We start from the raw sequence: 17,730 nt of genomic DNA, 5'->3' as shown, positions 1-17,730 counted from the left end.
TGCGGGTAAGGAGAATAACCGTGCGGCGGCGGTTCCCGTTAAGCGAGAGTCGAGAGCGGATCGTAACCCCGTAGCACCCACCCCTCCGCCGCAAGCACCGAGGCCGCCGCCTCCCGCACCGTACGGTCCGCCGCCGCGCGCCGGATCCAGGCCCGCGGGTCCGGCCCCAGCAGGTCCCGCAGCCGCGCCGAGGACGCCAGCAGCCCCGCCAGCAGAGCGCCTTGGTCGCCGCCGCCCGGCCGCGGCCTGCCGGAGGGGCGGTCCGGCGCGCCGTCGGGGCCCGCGAGCACACCCCGCACGCTGATGTAGAGATACGCGCCGCCCAGCGGCTCCCCGGACGGCAGCACCATCGGGAAGCTCGTGCCGGGCAGCAGGACGCGCCGGTAGTTGGGGAACTCGGTGGCGTCCACCGACGCCAGCTGGTCGCCGTCGAGCCAGCTGACCACCAGCGGGGTCTCGGCCGCCGGGTCCGCGTACGGCGCGGCGGCGACATACCCGTACCGTCCGATGTGCGCCGAGCAGCCCACCGCTATGCCGCGCACCCGCACCGGCACCATCGGCACGGCGGCGGGATGCCCGAGCGCCGTCAGTTTGTGGTGCAGCTGCGCGGGCGAGGCGTTGGAGCCGACCGCGATGACCGGATGGCGCTGCCCCGACGGCGCATGGCCGAGCCGCGCCAGCACGGCGTCGAGCGGTTCGCCCGGCGGGTCGAAGGGCGCCCCGGGCACCGGCCAGCCGCCCGGCCCGCCCGGACCGGGCGTCAACTCCCACAGTTCACCCCCCGCGAGAAGCGCGGGCGCGGTCACGGGCCGGCCGGGATAGGTCAGCGGCCGTATCGCCGGCACATCGGCGAACCCCAGGGCGGCGAGGGTGCGGTCGGTCACACGGGGAGGCTACGCGCCACGGCCGCACGCCCGTAAGACGTCGTCCGCCCGTCGCGCAGCTGTAAGGAGCCGTACGGCCCCAGGACGCAGGGCGCCGGTAGCGCCCGCGGCCGACGCGCCGTCATGCGCGTGCCCCGCGCCGCACGAGGCGGGCGCGGGGCACGAGATGAGCGCGTGATCCGACGTCAGGAAGTCCTGGCGTCAGCGGGTCTGCTGGGCCGGGACACCACGCGAGATCGGCTCGTCCTCGGTGGGGGAGCCGGCCGCGGCCACCGCGGCACCGGTCAGCGTGGCCAGCATCTCGCGGACGTTGGTCAGCTGGGCGTTGATGCTGTCGCGGCGGTTGGTGAGCGCCGCCAGCTCGCGCTCGGATTCGCTGCGGATGCGGTCCGCCTTGGCGTTGGCGTCGGCCACGATGTCCTCGGCCTGGCGCTGCGCGGTCTCCACCGTCTGGCGGGCGCGGCGCTCGGCGTCCGTACGCAGCTTCTCGGCCTCCAGGCGCAGCTGCTCCGCCCGGTGCTCGATCTCCGCCAGTCGCTTCTCGGCCTTGGCCTGACGGGAGGCCAGGTCGCGCTCGGACTGCTCGCGGCGCTTGGCGAGGTTCGTCTCGAAGTCCGCGGCGGCCTGGGCGGCCTTGGCGCGGGTCTCCTCGAAGAGGGAGTCGGCCTCCTCGCGCTTCTGCTGCGCGTCCTTCTGAGCCTCCTGGCGCAGCGTCGCCGCGTCGCCCTTGGCCTTCTCGACGATACGCGCGCCGTCGTCCTCCGCCTTCGCCTTGCGCTCGGCGGCGAAGGACTCCGCGTCGTTGCGCACCTGCTGGGCCGCCGACTCGGCGAGCTCACGGTGCTGTTCGGCGGCCCGGCGGGCCTCCTCGCGCAGGTCCTTGGCCTCCTCCTCGGCGAGACGGAGGATCTTCTCGACGCGCGCGCCGAGCCCCGCGTAGGACGGCTCCGCGTCGGTGATCTGGGCCTGGGCGTTCTGCGTCTCGAGGTGCAGCTCCTCGATGCGCTTTTCCAGAGAGGTGATGCGGGCCAGTGCACTGTCACGGTCGGCGACGAGCTTGGTAATGCGGTCGTCCACCTGACCGCGGTCGTACCCACGCCGCACGAGCTCGAAGCCGAAGGGGGAGGAAGTGTCGCTCATGGGGTTCCTGTCGAAAGAGACCGGTGAGGTGATAGAGGGAATCCTAGGGGGCCAAACGGCGTGTCATCGAGTCAACGTCCGTTTGATCTGGAGAATGTCCAGCCTTTTGAGTGGCAGACAGCCAGACGGCTTGTCACTCGTCGGGATGATACGGACACGACACGGGGTGTGTCTCTAGCGCCCCCGCCCACGAACACTACGATTCGGCAGCACCCGCCCCCAGGACCGATCAGCCGTCCGAGCGCTTGCCGCTCGACCGCGTCCCGGCACCGGCCGCCGTCTTCACCCCACCGCTCTCGTTCCTTCCCGAGTTTCCGCCCGAGCTGCCCCCGGACGCGGGGGCCTCAAAGGACTCCAACGCCGCAAGCACGTCCTGGACACGGGAGATCTCCGCGTTGATGTCCTCCTGACGCCGCTTGAGCAGCTCCAGCTCCCGCTTGCCGTCGTCCACGATCCGCTTGGCCTCGGCCTCCGCCTCGGCGCGCCTGCGGTCCGCGTCCCGCGTGGCGTCCGCCTGCTTCTGCTCGGCCTCCTTCAGCAGCGACTCGGCCTTCTTCACGGCGGCGATACGGACCCGGCTGGCCTCGCTGTTGGCGTCCGAGACCAGCGTCTTGGCCTTCTCCTCGGCCTTCACCAGCTGCGCGGTCGCGGCGGCGACCAGCTTGTCCACCCGCTCGCCCGTCGACTTCATCTGCTCCGCGGACTCCCGGCGGGCCCGCTGGTGCAGCTCCTCGACATCGGCCTCGGCCCGGGTCCGCAGCTCCTCGGCCCGGTCCCGGATGGCGGTCGCGTCGCCCCGGGCCTCGCCGAGCATCGTGTCGGAGTCCGTACGGGCCTTCTCCACCAGGCTGTTCGCCTGCGAGGTCGCCTCGCCGACGAGCCGGTCGGCCTCCTTGCGGGCGGCGCCGACCATCATGTCGGCCTGCTCCTCGGCGGCGGTCGCGGACCGCAGCGCGGCCTCCCGCGCCTCCTTCGTCAGCCGGTCCGCCTCCGCCGTGGACTCGGTGATCAGCCGGTCGACCTGGTTCGCGGCATCCGAGCGCCGCTTGTTGGCGTCCTCGCGTGCGCCGTCGACCATGCGCTCGGCCTCGGACTGCGCCTTGGCGCGGACCCGCTCCGCCTCCGCCGACGCCTCGGCGGCCACCCGCTCCGCGTCCGCGCGGGTGCGCGCCGCGTGCTGCTGCGCCGAACCCACCGTCTCCGACGCCTCGGTGCGCAGCCGCTCGGCCTCCGCGCCGGCGTCCGCCAGCAGCCGCTCGGCCTCCCTCGTGGACTCGGTGATCAGCCGGTCGGCCTGCCCGGCCGCCTCCGAGCGGATGTTGTTGGCGTCCCCGCGGGCCTGGGCCCGGGTGCGCGCCGCGTCCTGCTCGGCCGTCGCCCGGGCGTCGGACGCCTCCGTACGCAGCTGCTGCGCCCGCGCATTGGCCTCCGAGACCAGCCGCTGGGCCTCCTCGGTCGCGCCGGTGACCAGCGTGTCGGCCTGCTCGGCGGCCTCGCTGCGCTGCTTGTTGGCGCTCCGCCGCGCGTCGTCCAGGACATCCTGGGCCTCGGCGCGCAGCCGCTCGGACTCGCTCGTGGCCTCGGTGACCAGCCGGTCCGCCTGCTCGGCGGCGTCCGAGCGGCGCCGGTTGGCCTCCTCCCGGGCCTGGGCGGAGAGCCGGTCCGCCTCTCCGATGGCCTCCGAGACCGTGCGCTCCGCGAGCGCCTTGGCGGCCTCCGACTCCTCATGGGCCTCGCGCCGCAGCCGCATCGCGTCCTCGGCGGCCCGCTCCCGCTCGGCGTGCGCGTCCCCGCGGACCCGGTCCGCCTCCGCCTGGGCCTCGTGGCGGGTCCGGTCCGCCGCGTGCTCGGCCGCCGTACGCAGCCCCGTGATCTCCGCCTCGGCCTGCTCGTGCAGCCCAGCGACCGAGTCCCGCACCTGCTGCGCGGTCTGCTCGGCGGCGGCCACCAGCTCCGCCGCGTGCCGCTCGGCCTCCTCGGCCAGCCGCTGCGCCTCGGCCTGCGCCTCGGTGACCCGGTTGCGGGCGGCGGCCAGCAGCTCCTCGCTCTGCTCATGCGCCAGGCTGCGCTCGCGCTGGGCCTCGTCGCGGGCGTCGCCCAGCGTCTCCTCGGCCTCGCGGCGGCGGCGGGCCGCCTCCTCCTGCGCGGCCGCCAGCGCCTCGGCGGCCTCGGCCCCGATCCGCTCGGCCGCCGCGTTGGCCTCCGCCCGCACCCGGTCGGCCGTGTCCTGCGCCTCGGTGCGCAGCCGCTCGGCCTCCGCGGCGGCCTCGCCGCGCAGCCGCACCGCGACCGACTCGCCCTCGGCACGCATGTTCGACGCGTCCGCGACCGCCTCGTCGCGCAGCCGGTCCGCCTCCGCCTCGGCCTGCTGCCGCAGCGCGGCCAGCCGCTCGGCGGACTCGGCGCGCAGCCGCTCCGTGTCGTCGGACGCCTCCCGGCGCAGCCGCTCGGCCTCCTCACGGGCGTCCCGCAGCGCCTGGTCGGCCGAGGCGAGCCGCTGCTCGGCCTCCCCTTGCAGCCGGGCCAGCTGGGCCTCGGCCTCCGCGCGGCGGTCGGCGGCGGCCGCCTCGGCCTCCTCGCGGGTCCGCCGGGCCGCGCCCGCCGCCTCCGTCCTGACCTGCTCGGCCTGCGTCTCGGCCGAGGTCACCAGCTCCTCGGCCTCGCCGCGGGCGCGCTCCAGCGCCTCGTCGGCCTGCCGGCGCAGCGACGCGGCCCGCTCGATCGCCTCGGTCCGCACCCGCTCGCTCTCGGCGGTCGCGCCCGCGCGGGTCTCCTCGGCGCCGGTCTTCGCCTTGGCCAGCAGGTCCTCGGCGGTGGTCGCCGCCTCCTCGATCTGCTGGACCGCCTCCCGGCGGGCCTCGGCGCGGATCCGCTCGCCCTCGGCCACCGCCTCCGCGCGCAGCTGCTCGGCCTCGCCGCGCAGCCGGCGGGCCTCCTCCTGGAGCTCGACGGTCTTGGCGCGGTACTCCTTGGTGTCGTCCTTCGCCGCGCCCTTCAGCTGCGCGGCGGTGTCGTGCGCCTCGGCCCGCAGCCGGTCCGCCTCGGCCTCCGCCTTGCCCCGGATCCGCTCCGCCTCGTCGGCCGCCGCCTTCGTGGTGGCCTGCGCGTTCTCCGAGGCCTTGGTCAGCACCTCCTCGGCGCTGCGGGCGGCCTTGGCCAGCTGGGCCGCCGAGTCCTCGGCGACCTTGGCGCGCGCCGTGTCCTCGGCCTCGGCGAGCAGCCGCTCGGCCTCGGCGCGGGAGTCGTCCCGCACCTGCTCGGCCTCGGCGCGCAGCGCGTCGGCCTCCTTGGTGGCCTCCCCGACCAGCCGGGCGATCTCCGCCTTCGCGGTGCGGGTGCGCTGCTCGTTGTCCGTCTCGGCGGCCGACAGCCGCTTCTCCGCCGCCTCCTTGGCCTCCGCGAGCACCTTCTCGGCCTCGAGGCGCGCCTCGCGCAGCGACGTCTCGGCCTCCTGGATGCGCAGCTCGGCCGCCCGGGTCAGCTCGGTGGCCTGCCGGCGAGCCTGGTCGGACTCGGAGGCGGTGGAGGTGCGCAGCTGCTCCGCGTGGTGGCTGGCCTCCTGCGCCTGGGCGCCGGCCGTGTTCACCAGCCGCTCGGCCTCGGTACGGGCGCGGCGCAGGATCCCTTCGGCCTCCGAGCGGGCCGACTCCGCCTCCGAGCCGAGCCGGTCGCGGGTCTGGTCGGCCAGCCGCTGGGCCTCGGCGCGGGCGGCGGTCAGCGCCTGCTCGGCCTCGGCCCGGGACTCGTCCATGAGCCGGCGCGCCTGCGCCTCGGTCCGGGCCCGCAACTGCTCGGCCCACGCGACGTTCTCGTTGACGTGCGACTCGACGGTGGCACGGCGCTCGGAGAGCTCCTGGTCCAGCCGCTGACGGCGCGTGACCGCCTCGGCGTGCAGCTCGGCTTCGAGCCGGGCCTGCCGCTCGGCCTGCTCCTGGAGCAGCCGCTGGGTCTGGGCCCGGGTCTCGCGCACCTCGCGCTCGGCGTCGGCGCGCAGCTGCTCCGCCTGGACCTGCGCATTGCGCAGCAACTGCTCTGCCTGGTAGCCGAGGTTGGCGCTGTCGTAGGCAGGGCGGCTCGCGAGATTGCGGCGCGCCTCGTGCAGCTTGGCGCGCAGCACCTCGACTTGGTAGCCGAGGTCGTCGGCGTGCTGGACGGCCTTCTCCCGCTCGGTCTTCAGCCGCTCCATCTCGGCCTCGAACTTCGAGAGGTGGTCGTCAGGCTCGTAGCGGTCGTAGCCCCGCACTGCGCGGTCCCATCCGTCCCCTGGTCGCGGTGGCGGCCGACTCCGTACCTGGGGGTGCCACGTGGCACCTCGCGGTCCCGACCTGGCGCCCGGCCGTGGCGGCCGGACCGGAGCTAGCCCTTCCGAAGAAATGGTGTCAGATCATCGGCAATGCCTGGGCCGGACCCTGATCCTTTCCGATCTCGTTCCCGTACCCCGGCCGAGGTTGCACTCTACCGGCCGGGGAAGCGGAAGGTCAGTGGTCCGCTTGAGTGGTGGACTTCCTCGCTCCCGCTTGTGCGGGTCGCTTCGGTCGGGTAGGCGGGTCCGGCCGGGGGTTTGCTGAGGTCAGTGGTCTGCGGGCGGGGTCTCGGGCGGGTTCTCGGACGGGTTCTCGGGCTGGTCCGCGGAGTGGGCTTCGGAGTGGCCCTCGGGGGTGTGTGCGGCTCCCGCCGTGACGAGCTCGGTGAGCACGCCGTGACAGTCCTTGGGGTGCAGGAATGTGATCCGGGAGCCCATCGAGCCGCGGCGGGGCTCCTCGTACAGCACCCGGATGCCCTTGTCCCGGATGGCCTCGGAGTCGGTGTCCACGTCCGCCGTCCCGAAGGCGATGTGGTGCACCCCCTCGCCGTTCTTGGCCAGCCACTTTCCGACGGCCGAGTCCTCCCGGACGGGCTCCAGGAGCTGGAGGTACGAGGCCCCGCCGTCCGAGGTCTCGTTGATCTTGAGCATGGCCTCGCGGACCCCCTGCTCCTCGTTGGTCTCGGTATGGAACACCTCGAAGCCATACGTGGCACGGTAGAACTCGACGGTCTTGTCGAGGTCGAAGCAGGCGATCCCGATGTGGTCGATTCTGGTCAGCATGGTTCCAGTGCACCGCCCACACGGCTGGTTACGCAACGTGCGCGCGATCACACTGATGGCCCGGTGACCGGGCGGGTACTCGTCAGTACATTGACGATAACCCTCGTTAACTTCCTTCTCCTCTGGAGGACGCACCATGACTCGGACATCTGTGATCGTGGCGGGCGCGCGCACGCCGATGGGGCGGCTGCTCGGCAGCCTGCGGTCGTTCTCCGGAGCGGAGCTCGGCGGGATCGCGATCAAGGCGGCGCTGGAGCGGGCCGGGATCGGCGGCGAGCAGGTGGAGTACGTGATCATGGGGCAGGTGCTCCAGGCGGGCGCCGGGCAGATCCCCGCCCGGCAGGCCGCGGTCAAGGCCGGCATCCCCATGGCGGTGCCCGCGCTGACCATCAACAAGGTCTGCCTGTCCGGGCTCGACGCCATCGCGCTGGCCGACCAGCTGATCCGGGCCGGCGAGTTCGACATCGTGGTCGCGGGCGGCCAGGAGTCCATGACCAACGCCCCCCACCTGCTGCCCAAGTCCCGGGAGGGCTACAAGTACGGCGCGGTCGGGATGCTCGACGCCATGGCCCACGACGGGCTCACCGACTCCTTCGAGGGCATCGCCATGGGCGAGTCGACCGAGAAGCACAACACCCGGCTGGGCATCCTGCGGCCCGAGCAGGACGAGGTCGCCGCGCTCTCCCACCAGCGGGCCGCCGCGGCCCAGAAGAACGGCCTGTTCGACGCCGAGATCACCCCCGTGGAGATCTCGCAGCGCAAGGGCGACCCGGTCGTCTTCAACAAGGACGAGGGCATCCGCGCGGAGACCACCGCGGAGTCGCTCGGCAAGCTGCGGCCCGCCTTCGCCAAGGACGGGACGATCACCGCCGGGACGTCGTCGCAGATCTCGGACGGGGCGGCCGCCGTGGTCGTGATGAGCAAGGCCAAGGCGGAGGAGCTGGAGCTCGAGTGGATCGCGGAGATCGGGGCCCACGGGAATGTGGCCGGACCCGACAACTCCCTCCAGTCGCAGCCGTCCAACGCGATCGCGCACGCGCTGGGGAAGGAGGGGCTCGAGGTCTCGGATCTTGATCTGATCGAGATCAACGAGGCGTTCGCGGCGGTCGCGGTCCAGTCAATGAAGGATCTTGGAGTTTCCTCCGAAAAGGTGAATGTGAACGGCGGCGCGATCGCCCTCGGGCATCCGATCGGGATGTCGGGCGCGCGCATCGTGCTGCACCTGGCCCTGGAGCTGGTGCGGCGCGGCGGTGGCGTGGGCGCGGCGGCGCTGTGTGGTGGGGGTGGGCAGGGGGACGCGTTGATCCTGCGGGTGCCGCGCTCGTCGTAGGTGGTGCTCGGGCGTTGTAGGTGGTGCTCGGGCGTTGCAGGTAGTGCTCGGGGCCTCGGGCGTGTGGACGGAAGGGAGCGCGGCGGCGATGGCTGATGTGTCCACGCTGGTGGAGCAGGCGCGGCAGGGACGGCCCCGCGCGGTGGCCCGGCTTATCTCTTTGATCGAGGGCGACTCACCGCAGCTGCGCGAGGTCATGGCCGCGCTCGCTCCGCTGGCCGGGGGCGCGTACGTCGTCGGGGTGACCGGCTCGCCCGGGGTCGGCAAGTCCACGTCGACCTCGGCGCTGGTCACCGCGTACCGCAAGGCCGGGAAGCGGGTGGGGGTGCTCGCCGTGGACCCCTCCTCGCCCTTCTCCGGCGGCGCGCTCCTCGGGGACCGGGTGCGGATGTCCGAGCACGCCTCGGACCCCGGCGTCTACATCCGCTCCATGGCCACCCGCGGGCACCTGGGCGGGCTCGCCTGGGCCGCCCCGCAGGCGATCCGGGTGCTCGACGCGGCCGGGTGCGATGTGGTGCTGGTGGAGACCGTGGGCGTCGGGCAGTCCGAGGTCGAGATCGCGGCGCAGGCCGATACGAGCGTGGTGATGCTCGCGCCCGGGATGGGCGACGGGATCCAGGCGGCCAAGGCCGGGATCCTGGAGATCGGCGATGTGTACGTGGTCAACAAGGCCGACCGGGACGGCGCCGATGCGACGGCCCGCGAGCTGGGGCACATGCTGGGCCTCGGCGAGGCCCGCGCTCCGGGCGACTGGCGGCCGCCGATCGTGAAGACGGTGGCGGCGCGGGGCGAGGGCGTCGACGAGGTGGTCGAGGCCCTGGAGAAGCACCGGGCGTGGATGGAGGAGCACGGGGTGCTGGCGGAGCGGCGGCTGCGGCGGGCGGCGGGCGAGGTCGAGACCATCGCCGTGACGGCGCTCCGCGCCCGGATCGGCGACCTGCACGGCGACCGCCGGCTGGGCGCGCTGGCCGAGCGCGTGGCCGCCGGGGAGCTGGATGCCTATGCGGCGGCGGATGAGCTGGTGGTGGGGGTCACCTCGGGGTGAGCTCGGGGTGCGGTCGGGTGCGGTCGGGTGCGTTTCTTGTGCGGGTCCGGTGGGTGGTGCGCCTGCTGTTCGTGGGTGGTGCGGGGGCGGGGCCTCCGGGGCTGTCACCCTGGACCGCATATTTACGGCGCCGGTGCCCGGAAGCGTGGTGTTACCCGGAACTTGGCGCCACACATATGCGTAAGCGTCCAGGGCACCACCCCTGCACCCCCACCCCCTCCCGCCGCTTGGCGGCTACAGCCTGCTCGTTCCTTCGAGGAGTACGCGGCCGCCCACGTCTATCAGGCCGTCCGGCCGTGGTGCCGTCAGGATCTGCGAGCCGCGCCCCTGGGCGATGTTCAGCGCGCGGCCCAGATGGGCCGTCAGCAGCAGCGCCGCCGCGCCTGTTGCCTCGTCCTCGTCGATGCCGTCGCCGCGCCCGGGGAAGGCGCGTGCCCTGATCCGGCCGGCCGCCTCGTCCTCCCACGCCCATGCGTAGATCCACTCGCCCGGCGCCGGCACCGGCAGGGCGTCCACCTCGGCGGCTTCGTTGTAGCGACGTAGCGTGCGGGGCGGCGCCCACTCGGGGCGCGCCTCGATCCAGTTGAACTCCCCTTCGAGCCTGGCGCCCACCAGGCCCGCGGGTGTGACCAGTTCCGGCACGTCGAGCAGCCAGGCCGCGCCCACGCACGGGTGCCCGGCGAACGGCAGCCGCAGCGTCGGTGTGTAGATGTCGATGACGCCGCGCTCGGGGTCGTCGACGAACACGGTCTCGCTGAAGCCCAGCTCCCGCGCGATGGCCTGGCGTTCGGCCGTGCCCGCGCCGCTTTGGCGTATGACACCGAGCGTGTTGCCGTGGCGGCCGTCGGGGCCGCAGAAGACGCGCAGTACGTCGTAATCGGTCACCTGTGCAGTACATCACGCCGTCGGCGAGCCGCGTATCGGCGCTTTCCCCTGTCCCGCCCCCGGGGTCTGGGGCGAAGCCCCAGTCGTGGGAAGGGGCGGGGAGGGGAAGAGCTCGCCGCAGGCGTCAAGCGACCCGGGTCAGTCTTCGTCCTCGTGGTGGTCGTCCCCGTGGTGGTCGCCCTCGTGGTGGTCGTCCCCGTGCTGGTCGTCCTCGTGTGACTGGGTGACTGCGCCGGTCTGCGGGTTGACGTTCACTTCGCGGAACTTGCCCGCGAGCTCGACCTCCCAGGCCTTGTCGTCCAGTTCCACGGAGGTCACCGTGCCCTTGACCCGCTCCGCCGCGGCCACGGCGCCGACCTTGGCGGTGCGCAGCACGGTGGCCTCCTTCCGGTCGTCTTCGTCCTTGTCGAGCTTCTGGCCCAGGACCTGGCCGTTCGCCCCGACCTTGACCTCGTGCCACGCGTTGTCCTTGCCGAGGATCTCCACCTCCCAGCCGGGCCGGTCGTCGTCGCGCTCGACGGAAGCCACCGTGCCCGGCACTGCCTTGACCGCAGCCTCTGCCGCCTGGATGAGTGACGTGGACTTCGATGTCGCCGAGGGGCGAGGGGCCGCGGTAGCGGTGGCGACCGTCAGGGCCGAGGCGGTGGCCAGGGACGCGGCGGCCAGGGCGGCGATGATGGGCATGCGCTTCATGTGGGTTCCTCCCCAGTTGTGTTGACGGGAATTACGGTGGCGGAGTGGGGCTGAAGCCAGGCTGAAGTCGCCTGAAGGGATCTTCAGGTTGTCTTTGGGACGCTCTCCCCATGCGTTTGCTGATTGTGGAGGACGAGCGGCGGCTCGCGGTGTCGCTGGCCAAGGGGCTCATGGCGGAGGGATTCGCCGTGGATGTGGTGCACGACGGCCGGGAGGGGCTGCACCGGGCCCAGGAGGGGACGTACGACCTGGTCGTGCTCGACATCATGCTGCCGGGGATGAACGGCTACCGCGTCTGCGGCGCGCTGCGGGCCGCCGGGTGCGAGGTGCCGATCCTGATGCTGACGGCGAAGGACGGGGAGTACGACGAGGCCGAGGGGCTCGACACGGGCGCGGACGACTATCTGACCAAGCCGTTCTCGTACGTGGTGCTGCTCGCGCGGGTGCGGGCGCTGCTGCGGCGGCGGGGGCAGGGCGCCTCGCCGGTGGTGCGGGTGGGGGATCTGGTGGTGGACCGGGGGGCTCGGCGGGTGGAGCGGGACGGGTGTGAGGCCGCGTTGACCGCCAAGGAGTTCTCCGTGCTGGAGCAGTTGGTGGTGCGGCCCGGAGAGATCGTGTCGAAGGCGGAGATCCTCGAGCATGTGTGGGACTTCGCGTACGAGGGCGACCCCAACATCGTCGAGGTGTATGTGAGCGCCCTGCGGCGGAAGCTCGGGGCCGGGGTCATCGAGACCGTGCGGGGGGCCGGGTACCGGCTGGTGGGGCGTGCGTAGCGGCTCGGTCCGGACGCGGGCCGCGGTGGGGGCGACGCTGGTGGTGGCCGGGGCCCTGGTCGCCGCGGGGCTCGCGGTGCTGGGGGTGCTGCGGGCGAATCTGTCGGAGCAGGCCCAGCTGCGGGCCGAGGTGCATGCCCGCGCGGTGGCCTCGCGGGTCGCGGCCGGGGCGCGGTTCGACGGGCTGGAGCTGGGCGAGGACCCCGTGCAGATCATGGACGGGCAGGGGCGGGTGCGGGCGGTGAGCGACGATCTGGAGGCCGTGACGGGGGCGGGGAGCCGTTCGGTGGTGCCGGTGGAGCTCGAGGTGGAGGACGAGGACGACGCGGGGAGGGTGGAGGCCCAGAAGCCCCGGTTCACCGAGGGCACCGCCCGGGTGGACGGGCGCGAGGCGGACTACGTGTGGGCCGCGGTGCGGGCGACCACCCCGACGGAGGAGTCCGTCACGGTGTACGCGGGCGCCTCGCTGGCCACCGGCACGGTCGACTCGGTGCGGGACGCGATGCTGCTCGGGCTGCCGCTGCTGTCGGCGGTGGTGGCGGCGGTGACCTGGCTGGTGACCCGGCGTGCCCTGCGGCCGGTGGAGGCGATCCGCCGGGAGATGGCGGCCATAACGGCCAGTACGGATCTGTCCCGGCGGGTGCCGGTGCCCCGATCGCGGGACGAGGTGGCCCGGCTGGCGCGTACGACCAATGAGACGCTCGCGGCGCTGGAGGGGGCCGTGGCACGGCAGCGGGCGTTCGTCGCCGACGCCTCCCATGAGCTGCGCAGCCCCATCGCGTCGTTGCGGACGCAGTTGGAGGTGGGCGCCGCGCATCCGGGGCTGCTTGATGTGGACGGCGCGGTGGAGGACGTGGTGCGGCTTCAGCGGCTGGCCGCCGATCTGCTGCTGCTGGCCCGGCTGGACGCCGGGGAGCGGCCCTCGGGGGCGCGGGTGGCGCTCGCGGAGCTGGTGCGGGAGGAGTTGGCGCAGCGGGTGGGGGACCGGGTGGCGGTGCGGTGCGAGTTGGGGGCGGTGGAGGTGGTGGGGGCGCGCGGGCAGCTGGCGCGGGTGCTGGGGAACCTGGTGGACAACGCGCAGCGGCACGCCCGGAGCGAGGTGCGGGTGGCGGTGCGGGAGGAGGGCGGCTGGGGGGTCGTGGAGGTCGCCGACGACGGGAGCGGGGTGCCCGAGGAGGAGCGGGAGCGCATCTTCGAGCGGTTCGTGCGGCTCGACGACGCCCGCAGCCGCGACGACGGCGGGGCCGGGCTCGGCCTCGCCATCGCGCGCGACGTGGTGCTGCGGCACGGCGGACGGCTGGACGTGCGGACCGCGCCGGGCGGCGGCGCGCTGTTCGCGGTGCGGCTGCCCCGGAAGGCGCCTGTGAGCTAGACGCGGCCGCGCTGGGCGCGCAGGTGGTCGGCGATCGGGTTCAGGGAGTCGTGGACGGCTTCGAGCGCTTCCGGGGAGAGCAGGTCGATGAAGTGCTTGCGCACCGACTCGACGTGGTGCGGCGCGACCTTGCGCATGGTCTCCCAGCCGCTTTCGGTGAGCACCGCGTAGAGCCCGCGCCGGTCGGACTCGCAGTGCTCGCGGCGGACGAGGCCGGCGTTCTCCATCCGGGTGATCTGGTGGGAGAGGCGGCTCTTGGACTGGAGGGTGGCGGCGGCGAGGTCGCTCATGCGCAGCCGGTGGCCCTCGGACTCCGAGAGGTTGACCAGGATCTCGTAATCGTTCATGGTCAAGCCGAACGGCTGGAGGTCTCGTTCGAGTTGGTAGGTCAGCAGCCGGCTGACGTCCAGATGGATGCGCCAGGCGCGCTGTTCCTCGTCGCTGAGCCAGCGCGTGCCGTTCTCGGTCTCCATGGGAAGCATTCTACCTATAGAAGTTGAATTTCGAACCAATGGATATGAGGTCACCTGTTCGAGGTTACACTCCGCATGCTTGCGCTCACGAACCGGTGCCCCCCGTGCTCCCTATCGGCACCTCGTCGAGGACTTCTTCCGTCGACTGGAGCAGTACCGTCCCCGCGCCGACGAACTCGAACTGGTGCTCCTCGCCAGACGTCCCCCCGATGCCGGTGTGTGCGCGGATCCCGCCGAGGACGCCCCGCAGATAGTCGTGATCGTAGTGGTGATTGGGCGTCGGGCAGTCCGCCCAGCCGACGAGGGCCTGCGGGTCCACCCGGATCGGCGGCTCCATGAAGACCACCGGGCCGTTGGAGGCCGCGACGAACTTGCCGGTGCCGATCAGGGTGAGAAAGCCCGGGACGATCGACTGCTTGAGGGAGAGCGAGGGCTGGAAGGCGAGCAGATTTCCCGACCGGATGGTGAGATTGCCGTCGTCGAGGTCGTAGGAGTTGACGTCGAAGGCCCGGTCCGCGAGCACCATCTTGCCCTGCCCCTCGGCCACCACCCAGTCAGCGGCGTGCATCGGGGAGTGGAAGCTGTGCGCGATGAGGTGGTCCAGCCGGCCCAGGCCCACGCCCTGGAAGTCGATCCGCCCGTAGTAGGCGATCATCTTCCCCTTCTGGAGGAACCACTGGCCGTTGAGCTCCACGCTGAAGGCGTACGGATTGATGTTGTCGTCGACCGGGAGGGTGTACGCGTCATGAATGACCGGGCCGTTCACAGCTTCTCCTCCGATGCCTGGACATACACCATGCCGGTGCCCGAGAGCTCCAGCTGGAAGGCCTCTCCCGAGCCGCGGCCGACCATCTCGCGCCAGCCGAGCGCGGCCGAGAGCTTGTTGCGCACCTCGCCGCGGTGGGCGACATACGCCTGCGGGTCGACATGGACCGGGCGGCCGGGCGCGATCGGCAGCTGGATGACGCCGCCGTGCGCCATGACCGCCGCCGAGCCATGCCCCTCGAGGGTGGTGGTGAACAGCCCCTGGCCGGTGACCTGGCCGCGCACGATGCCCATCACCCCGCCCTGCGATCCCATGAACATTGTGCCCTGGCGCAGCGACCCGTCGAAGGCGAGCAGCCGGTCCGACTCGACATAGAGCTTGTCGCCGGCCATATGGACGACCTCGACATGGTGGCCGCCGTGGCCGAACATCACCGTGCCGCTGCCCTCGACGGTCATCAGCGGGGTCGACTCGCCCGCGACCCGGCGGCCGATCATGCCCATCACCCCGCGCTGCCCGCCGGTGATGCTGGGCGTGAACCGCACCTCGCCCCGGTAGGCCAGCATCGCGCCGCGCTGGCTGAAGAGCGTCTGGCCGGGCAGCACCTGCGCCTCGACCATGCGGGAGTTGAGGACGTTGAACGGCATCACACTCGCCTCAATTCGTTCGCTTCTCCGCCCGCGCGGCGCAGAGGCGCGACTTTCGTCGTCTCCTGCGGCCCGGCGGCCGCGCGTGCGTCGCTCACACGTCACCGCCGATCGTGTTGCGCTCGCTGGGCTGTACGTACACCAGTCCCTCGCCCTCGAAGCGGATCTGGAACGCCTCGCCCGAGCCCTCGCCTATGAGCGTGCGGAAGTTCACCCCGGACTGGAAGTGCTGCTTGAGCTTCCCCGTATGGGCGATATACGCGCCCGGGTCGACCTGGAGCGGCAGCTCCGGGGTGACGCGCAGCACCACCGCCGTGCCGTCGGAGAGGATGGCCGCCTGCCCGGTGCCCTCGACGGTGGTGGTGAACAGGCCGTTGCCCTGGGACGAGCCGCGCAGCCCGGTGAAGGAGGTCCCGGTGCGCAGCGCGGAGTCCGTGCACAGCAAATTGCTGGCCTCCACATAGAGCGTGTCGCCATGCAGCGACACCAGGCTGATCTCGCTCGCCCGGTCGGCGAAGTAGCACGTGCCGTGCCCCTTCACCTCCATGACCTCCATCTGCTCGCCGGTGAGCCGCCGGGTCACCATTCCGCGCAGCCCTTCCCCGCCGCCGGTTTTCTTCTTGAAGGTCATCTCCCCCTCGTACGCGACCATCGAGCCGTTCTTGGCCTTCACGGAATCGCCGGTCATGTCGACGGCGAGCACCTTGCTCCCCTGGAGCCGAAACTGAGCCACGGATCTGACGTTATCGGGACCGAACGCCTCGGAACAGGGACAGCCGGACCCCGGCGCGGTGATCGGTTACGAGGCTGCGACAATGCGAGGAGAGTTTGTGCATCACTTCACAAGCTCTCCGCCCGTGATTCCCCGTCCTCTCCCTAAAGGTGCTGCTCCCGTGGACTTCAAGACCGCCACCGCACTGCGGCGGCTCCGCCTGGTCTCCGCGCCCGAGGCCGTCTCCTTCCTCCTGCTGCTGGTCTGCTCGGTGCTCAAGCGCACCACCGACTTCAACGCGGTCCCGGTGATGGGGATGGTGCACGGCGTCCTCTTCATCCTGTACCTGGTCTTCTGGCTGGACGCCTGGAAGCGCGCCAAGTGGAGCGGCAAGACCGCCGCGCTCTACTTCGCGCTGTCCGTCCTGCCGACCGGCGGCTTCTTCGCCGAGCGCATGCTCAAGCGGGAGGCGGAGGCCAGCGTGATCGCCGACCGGGCGCGCCGTGAGGGCGTGGTCAACGCATGATCGTCGCCTTCTCCGTGACGCCGCTCGGCGTCGGCGAGGACGTGGGGGAGTACGTCGCGGACGCGGTGCGGGTGGTGCGCGAGTCGGGCCTGCCGAACCGTACGGACGCGATGTTCACCTCCGTCGAGGGCGAGTGGGACGAGGTCATGGACGTCGTCAAGCGGGCGGTCGCGGCCGTGGAGGCCCGGGCGCCGCGGGTGTCCGTGGTCCTCAAGGCGGACATCCGCCCGGGCGTCACGGACGGACTCACCTCGAAGGTCGAGACGGTCGAGCGGCACCTGTCCGCTTAGCCGTAGCCGTAGCCGTAGCCGTAGCCGTAGCCGCAGCCGCAGCCGCAGCCGCAGACGCAGTCGTACGGAGCGCGCGCTGCTAGGCCGCGTCGCCGCCCAGCAGCGCGATTCCGAGCGGCGTGCGCTCGTACAGCACCCGATGGCCGTCGCGGCGCGACGTCAGCAGGCCGGCCGCGCGCAGTACCCCCAGGTGCGCCGACACCGACGACGGCGCCAGGCCCAGCCGCTGGGCCAGCGCCGTCGTCGTGGCGGGCTCCTCCAGGGCGCTCAGAACGGCCGCGCGGTTGGCGCCGAGGAGCCGTACGAGCGCGTCCGCCGCGCCCTCCGCGGACTCCTGCCAGAGCCCGCCCACCCCGCGCGCCGGATAGATCACCGTCGGCTGCCAGGGCGGCGCGAAGCCGCTCACCACGTCCGGCCAGACGAACACGCTCGGCATCAGCAGCAGGCCCCGGCCGTCGAGCTCCTGCACCTCCGGGCCCCCGGCGCGGGTGCGGACCGTGAGCCGCCCATCGGCCCAGGACACCGAGGGGCGCAGATCGGCGAAGAGCCGCTCGAGGCCGCCGTCCGCCAGCTGCCGGGCCCGATAGGCCACATCGGCCTCCAACAGGTCGCGCACCCGCGGCCAGTCCGGCTCGAGCAGCGCGTGCCAGGCCCGCTCGGTCAGATCGGCGAGCAGCTCCACCGCCCGCGCCGGGTCCTCCAGCACCGAGCGCCCGACCGCGGACTCGGCGGCCCCCGGCGTGTCGGCCAGGGAAAGGGACATCTCCCGGCGGGCCGCCTCCGGCTCGGTCGCCCGCAGCCGCGCCAGCTCCTCCTCGAACGAGGGATACGGCACCGCCGGCGGCGGACCCAGAAAGTCCGGGGTGTAGCCGCGGACGGGGATGAACAGCGCGAGCAGGGACAGGTCGAGCCCGGCCACGGCCGAGCGGATCCGGCGCAGCCACGGCAGGTGATAGCCGTGCCGCTCGGAGCGCAGCAGCGTCCGCACCGCCTCGTGCGTCTGGCACAGCGGCGAAATCGCGAACCGGCAGCGCAGTAAGTCGTCGGTTCCGAAGCTCATGTGGAGTGGCACAGGTCCCCCTGAAGATTCGCCCCAGGGCGAAACACT

At 72.6% G+C, this 17,730-nt stretch carries 17 protein-coding genes; 6 read left to right on the top strand and 11 right to left on the bottom strand.

Annotated elements, in window-relative coordinates; genetic code table 11:
* Positions 1 to 38: 38 nt before the first annotated feature.
* The 4 genes from ABTY62_RS13405 to mce all read right to left on the bottom strand — a co-directional run bounded on the left by ABTY62_RS13405 (position 39) and on the right by mce (position 7,110).
* Entirely contained in the window at positions 39 to 884 is an 846-nt protein-coding gene (locus tag ABTY62_RS13405; RefSeq protein ID WP_352129551.1) for a hypothetical protein, read from the bottom strand.
* Positions 885 to 1,085: 201 nt separating this feature from the next.
* Positions 1,086 to 2,024 carry a coiled-coil domain-containing protein gene (locus tag ABTY62_RS13400; RefSeq protein WP_352129550.1) on the bottom strand — a complete coding sequence of 313 codons (939 nt, stop codon included), beginning with the start codon at positions 2,022 to 2,024 and terminating at the stop codon, positions 1,086 to 1,088.
* A gap of 229 nt (positions 2,025 to 2,253) precedes the next feature.
* Positions 2,254 to 6,267, bottom strand: a complete 4,014-nt coding sequence (gene scy / locus ABTY62_RS13395; protein WP_352129549.1) for a polarized growth protein Scy — start codon at positions 6,265 to 6,267, stop codon at positions 2,254 to 2,256.
* Positions 6,268 to 6,594: 327 nt separating this feature from the next.
* Positions 6,595 to 7,110 (bottom strand): methylmalonyl-CoA epimerase, encoded by a 516-nt coding sequence (gene mce, locus ABTY62_RS13390; RefSeq protein WP_352129548.1) that lies wholly within the window; start codon positions 7,108 to 7,110, stop codon positions 6,595 to 6,597.
* A gap of 136 nt (positions 7,111 to 7,246) precedes the next feature.
* Between mce and ABTY62_RS13385 the strand changes: the two genes are divergently transcribed.
* Together ABTY62_RS13385 and meaB are read left to right on the top strand one after the other, a co-directional pair.
* Positions 7,247 to 8,440, top strand: coding sequence for an acetyl-CoA C-acetyltransferase (locus ABTY62_RS13385; RefSeq protein WP_352129547.1), 1,194 nt, complete (start codon positions 7,247 to 7,249; stop codon positions 8,438 to 8,440).
* Between the two features lie 88 nt (positions 8,441 to 8,528).
* Positions 8,529 to 9,485, top strand: coding sequence for a methylmalonyl Co-A mutase-associated GTPase MeaB (meaB, locus tag ABTY62_RS13380; RefSeq protein ID WP_352129546.1), 957 nt, complete (start codon positions 8,529 to 8,531; stop codon positions 9,483 to 9,485).
* Positions 9,486 to 9,719: 234 nt separating this feature from the next.
* Here the strand turns inward: meaB and ABTY62_RS13375 are convergent, their stop codons facing one another.
* Together ABTY62_RS13375 and ABTY62_RS13370 are read right to left on the bottom strand one after the other, a co-directional pair.
* Positions 9,720 to 10,370, bottom strand: coding sequence for a PhzF family phenazine biosynthesis protein (locus ABTY62_RS13375; RefSeq protein ID WP_352129545.1), 651 nt, complete (start codon positions 10,368 to 10,370; stop codon positions 9,720 to 9,722).
* A gap of 138 nt (positions 10,371 to 10,508) precedes the next feature.
* Positions 10,509 to 11,063 (bottom strand): PepSY domain-containing protein, encoded by a 555-nt coding sequence (locus tag ABTY62_RS13370; protein WP_352129544.1) that lies wholly within the window; start codon positions 11,061 to 11,063, stop codon positions 10,509 to 10,511.
* A 110-nt stretch (positions 11,064 to 11,173) separates the two neighbouring features.
* Between ABTY62_RS13370 and ABTY62_RS13365 the strand changes: the two genes are divergently transcribed.
* Both ABTY62_RS13365 and ABTY62_RS13360 read left to right on the top strand, forming a co-directional pair.
* Positions 11,174 to 11,836, top strand: a complete 663-nt coding sequence (locus ABTY62_RS13365; RefSeq protein ID WP_311727931.1) for a response regulator transcription factor — start codon at positions 11,174 to 11,176, stop codon at positions 11,834 to 11,836.
* Positions 11,829 to 13,208: a sensor histidine kinase gene (locus tag ABTY62_RS13360; protein ID WP_352129543.1), complete on the top strand. Its 1,380-nt coding sequence runs from the start codon at positions 11,829 to 11,831 to the stop codon at positions 13,206 to 13,208. The genes ABTY62_RS13365 and ABTY62_RS13360 overlap by 8 nt, the downstream gene beginning before the upstream one ends.
* On the opposite strand, the gene ABTY62_RS13355 is transcribed toward ABTY62_RS13360, so the two are convergent.
* The 4 genes from ABTY62_RS13355 to ABTY62_RS13340 form a co-directional block, all read right to left on the bottom strand.
* The gene (locus tag ABTY62_RS13355; protein ID WP_311727933.1) at positions 13,205 to 13,681 is read right to left on the bottom strand and encodes a MarR family winged helix-turn-helix transcriptional regulator; all 477 of its coding nucleotides are present in this window, start codon (positions 13,679 to 13,681) and stop codon (positions 13,205 to 13,207) included. The genes ABTY62_RS13360 and ABTY62_RS13355 overlap by 4 nt on opposite strands.
* An 85-nt stretch (positions 13,682 to 13,766) precedes the next feature.
* Positions 13,767 to 14,447: an AIM24 family protein gene (locus tag ABTY62_RS13350; protein WP_311727934.1), complete on the bottom strand. Its 681-nt coding sequence runs from the start codon at positions 14,445 to 14,447 to the stop codon at positions 13,767 to 13,769.
* Positions 14,444 to 15,094, bottom strand: coding sequence for an AIM24 family protein (locus tag ABTY62_RS13345; RefSeq protein WP_352129542.1), 651 nt, complete (start codon positions 15,092 to 15,094; stop codon positions 14,444 to 14,446). The genes ABTY62_RS13350 and ABTY62_RS13345 overlap by 4 nt, the downstream gene beginning before the upstream one ends.
* A 94-nt stretch (positions 15,095 to 15,188) precedes the next feature.
* Positions 15,189 to 15,827 (bottom strand): AIM24 family protein, encoded by a 639-nt coding sequence (locus ABTY62_RS13340; protein WP_352129541.1) that lies wholly within the window; start codon positions 15,825 to 15,827, stop codon positions 15,189 to 15,191.
* Between the two features lie 160 nt (positions 15,828 to 15,987).
* On the opposite strand from ABTY62_RS13340, the gene ABTY62_RS13335 reads away from it, so the two are divergent.
* Entirely contained in the window at positions 15,988 to 16,332 is a 345-nt protein-coding gene (locus ABTY62_RS13335; protein WP_352129540.1) for a DUF3817 domain-containing protein, read from the top strand.
* Positions 16,329 to 16,622, top strand: a complete 294-nt coding sequence (locus ABTY62_RS13330) for an MTH1187 family thiamine-binding protein (protein ID WP_054233191.1) — start codon at positions 16,329 to 16,331, stop codon at positions 16,620 to 16,622. Before ABTY62_RS13335 ends, ABTY62_RS13330 begins: the two co-directional genes overlap by 4 nt.
* Positions 16,623 to 16,701: 79 nt before the next feature.
* On the opposite strand, the gene ABTY62_RS13325 is transcribed toward ABTY62_RS13330, so the two are convergent.
* On the bottom strand, positions 16,702 to 17,694 hold the full coding sequence (locus ABTY62_RS13325) for an ArsR/SmtB family transcription factor (protein ID WP_352129539.1): 993 nt from the start codon (positions 17,692 to 17,694) through the stop codon (positions 16,702 to 16,704).
* Positions 17,695 to 17,730 lie beyond the last annotated feature (36 nt).

Source organism: Streptomyces sp. NPDC097640 (genome assembly GCF_040302705.1).
In the GTDB taxonomy this organism is placed as follows: domain Bacteria; phylum Actinomycetota; class Actinomycetes; order Streptomycetales; family Streptomycetaceae; genus Streptomyces.
The sequence above is the reverse complement of the archived record's forward strand: the minus strand, read 5'-3'. Positions and strand labels throughout refer to the sequence as shown.

Coding starts and splice junctions, on each gene's coding strand:
- ABTY62_RS13345 (WP_352129542.1), bottom strand. CDS start 15,094: ATGCCGTTCAACGTCCTCAACTCCCGCATGGTCGAGGCGCAGGTGCTG.
- ABTY62_RS13365 (WP_311727931.1), top strand. CDS start 11,174: ATGCGTTTGCTGATTGTGGAGGACGAGCGGCGGCTCGCGGTGTCGCTG.
- ABTY62_RS13385 (WP_352129547.1), top strand. CDS start 7,247: ATGACTCGGACATCTGTGATCGTGGCGGGCGCGCGCACGCCGATGGGG.
- ABTY62_RS13355 (WP_311727933.1), bottom strand. CDS start 13,681: ATGGAGACCGAGAACGGCACGCGCTGGCTCAGCGACGAGGAACAGCGC.
- ABTY62_RS13370 (WP_352129544.1), bottom strand. CDS start 11,063: ATGAAGCGCATGCCCATCATCGCCGCCCTGGCCGCCGCGTCCCTGGCC.
- mce (WP_352129548.1), bottom strand. CDS start 7,110: ATGCTGACCAGAATCGACCACATCGGGATCGCCTGCTTCGACCTCGAC.
- ABTY62_RS13330 (WP_054233191.1), top strand. CDS start 16,329: ATGATCGTCGCCTTCTCCGTGACGCCGCTCGGCGTCGGCGAGGACGTG.
- meaB (WP_352129546.1), top strand. CDS start 8,529: ATGGCTGATGTGTCCACGCTGGTGGAGCAGGCGCGGCAGGGACGGCCC.
- ABTY62_RS13400 (WP_352129550.1), bottom strand. CDS start 2,024: ATGAGCGACACTTCCTCCCCCTTCGGCTTCGAGCTCGTGCGGCGTGGG.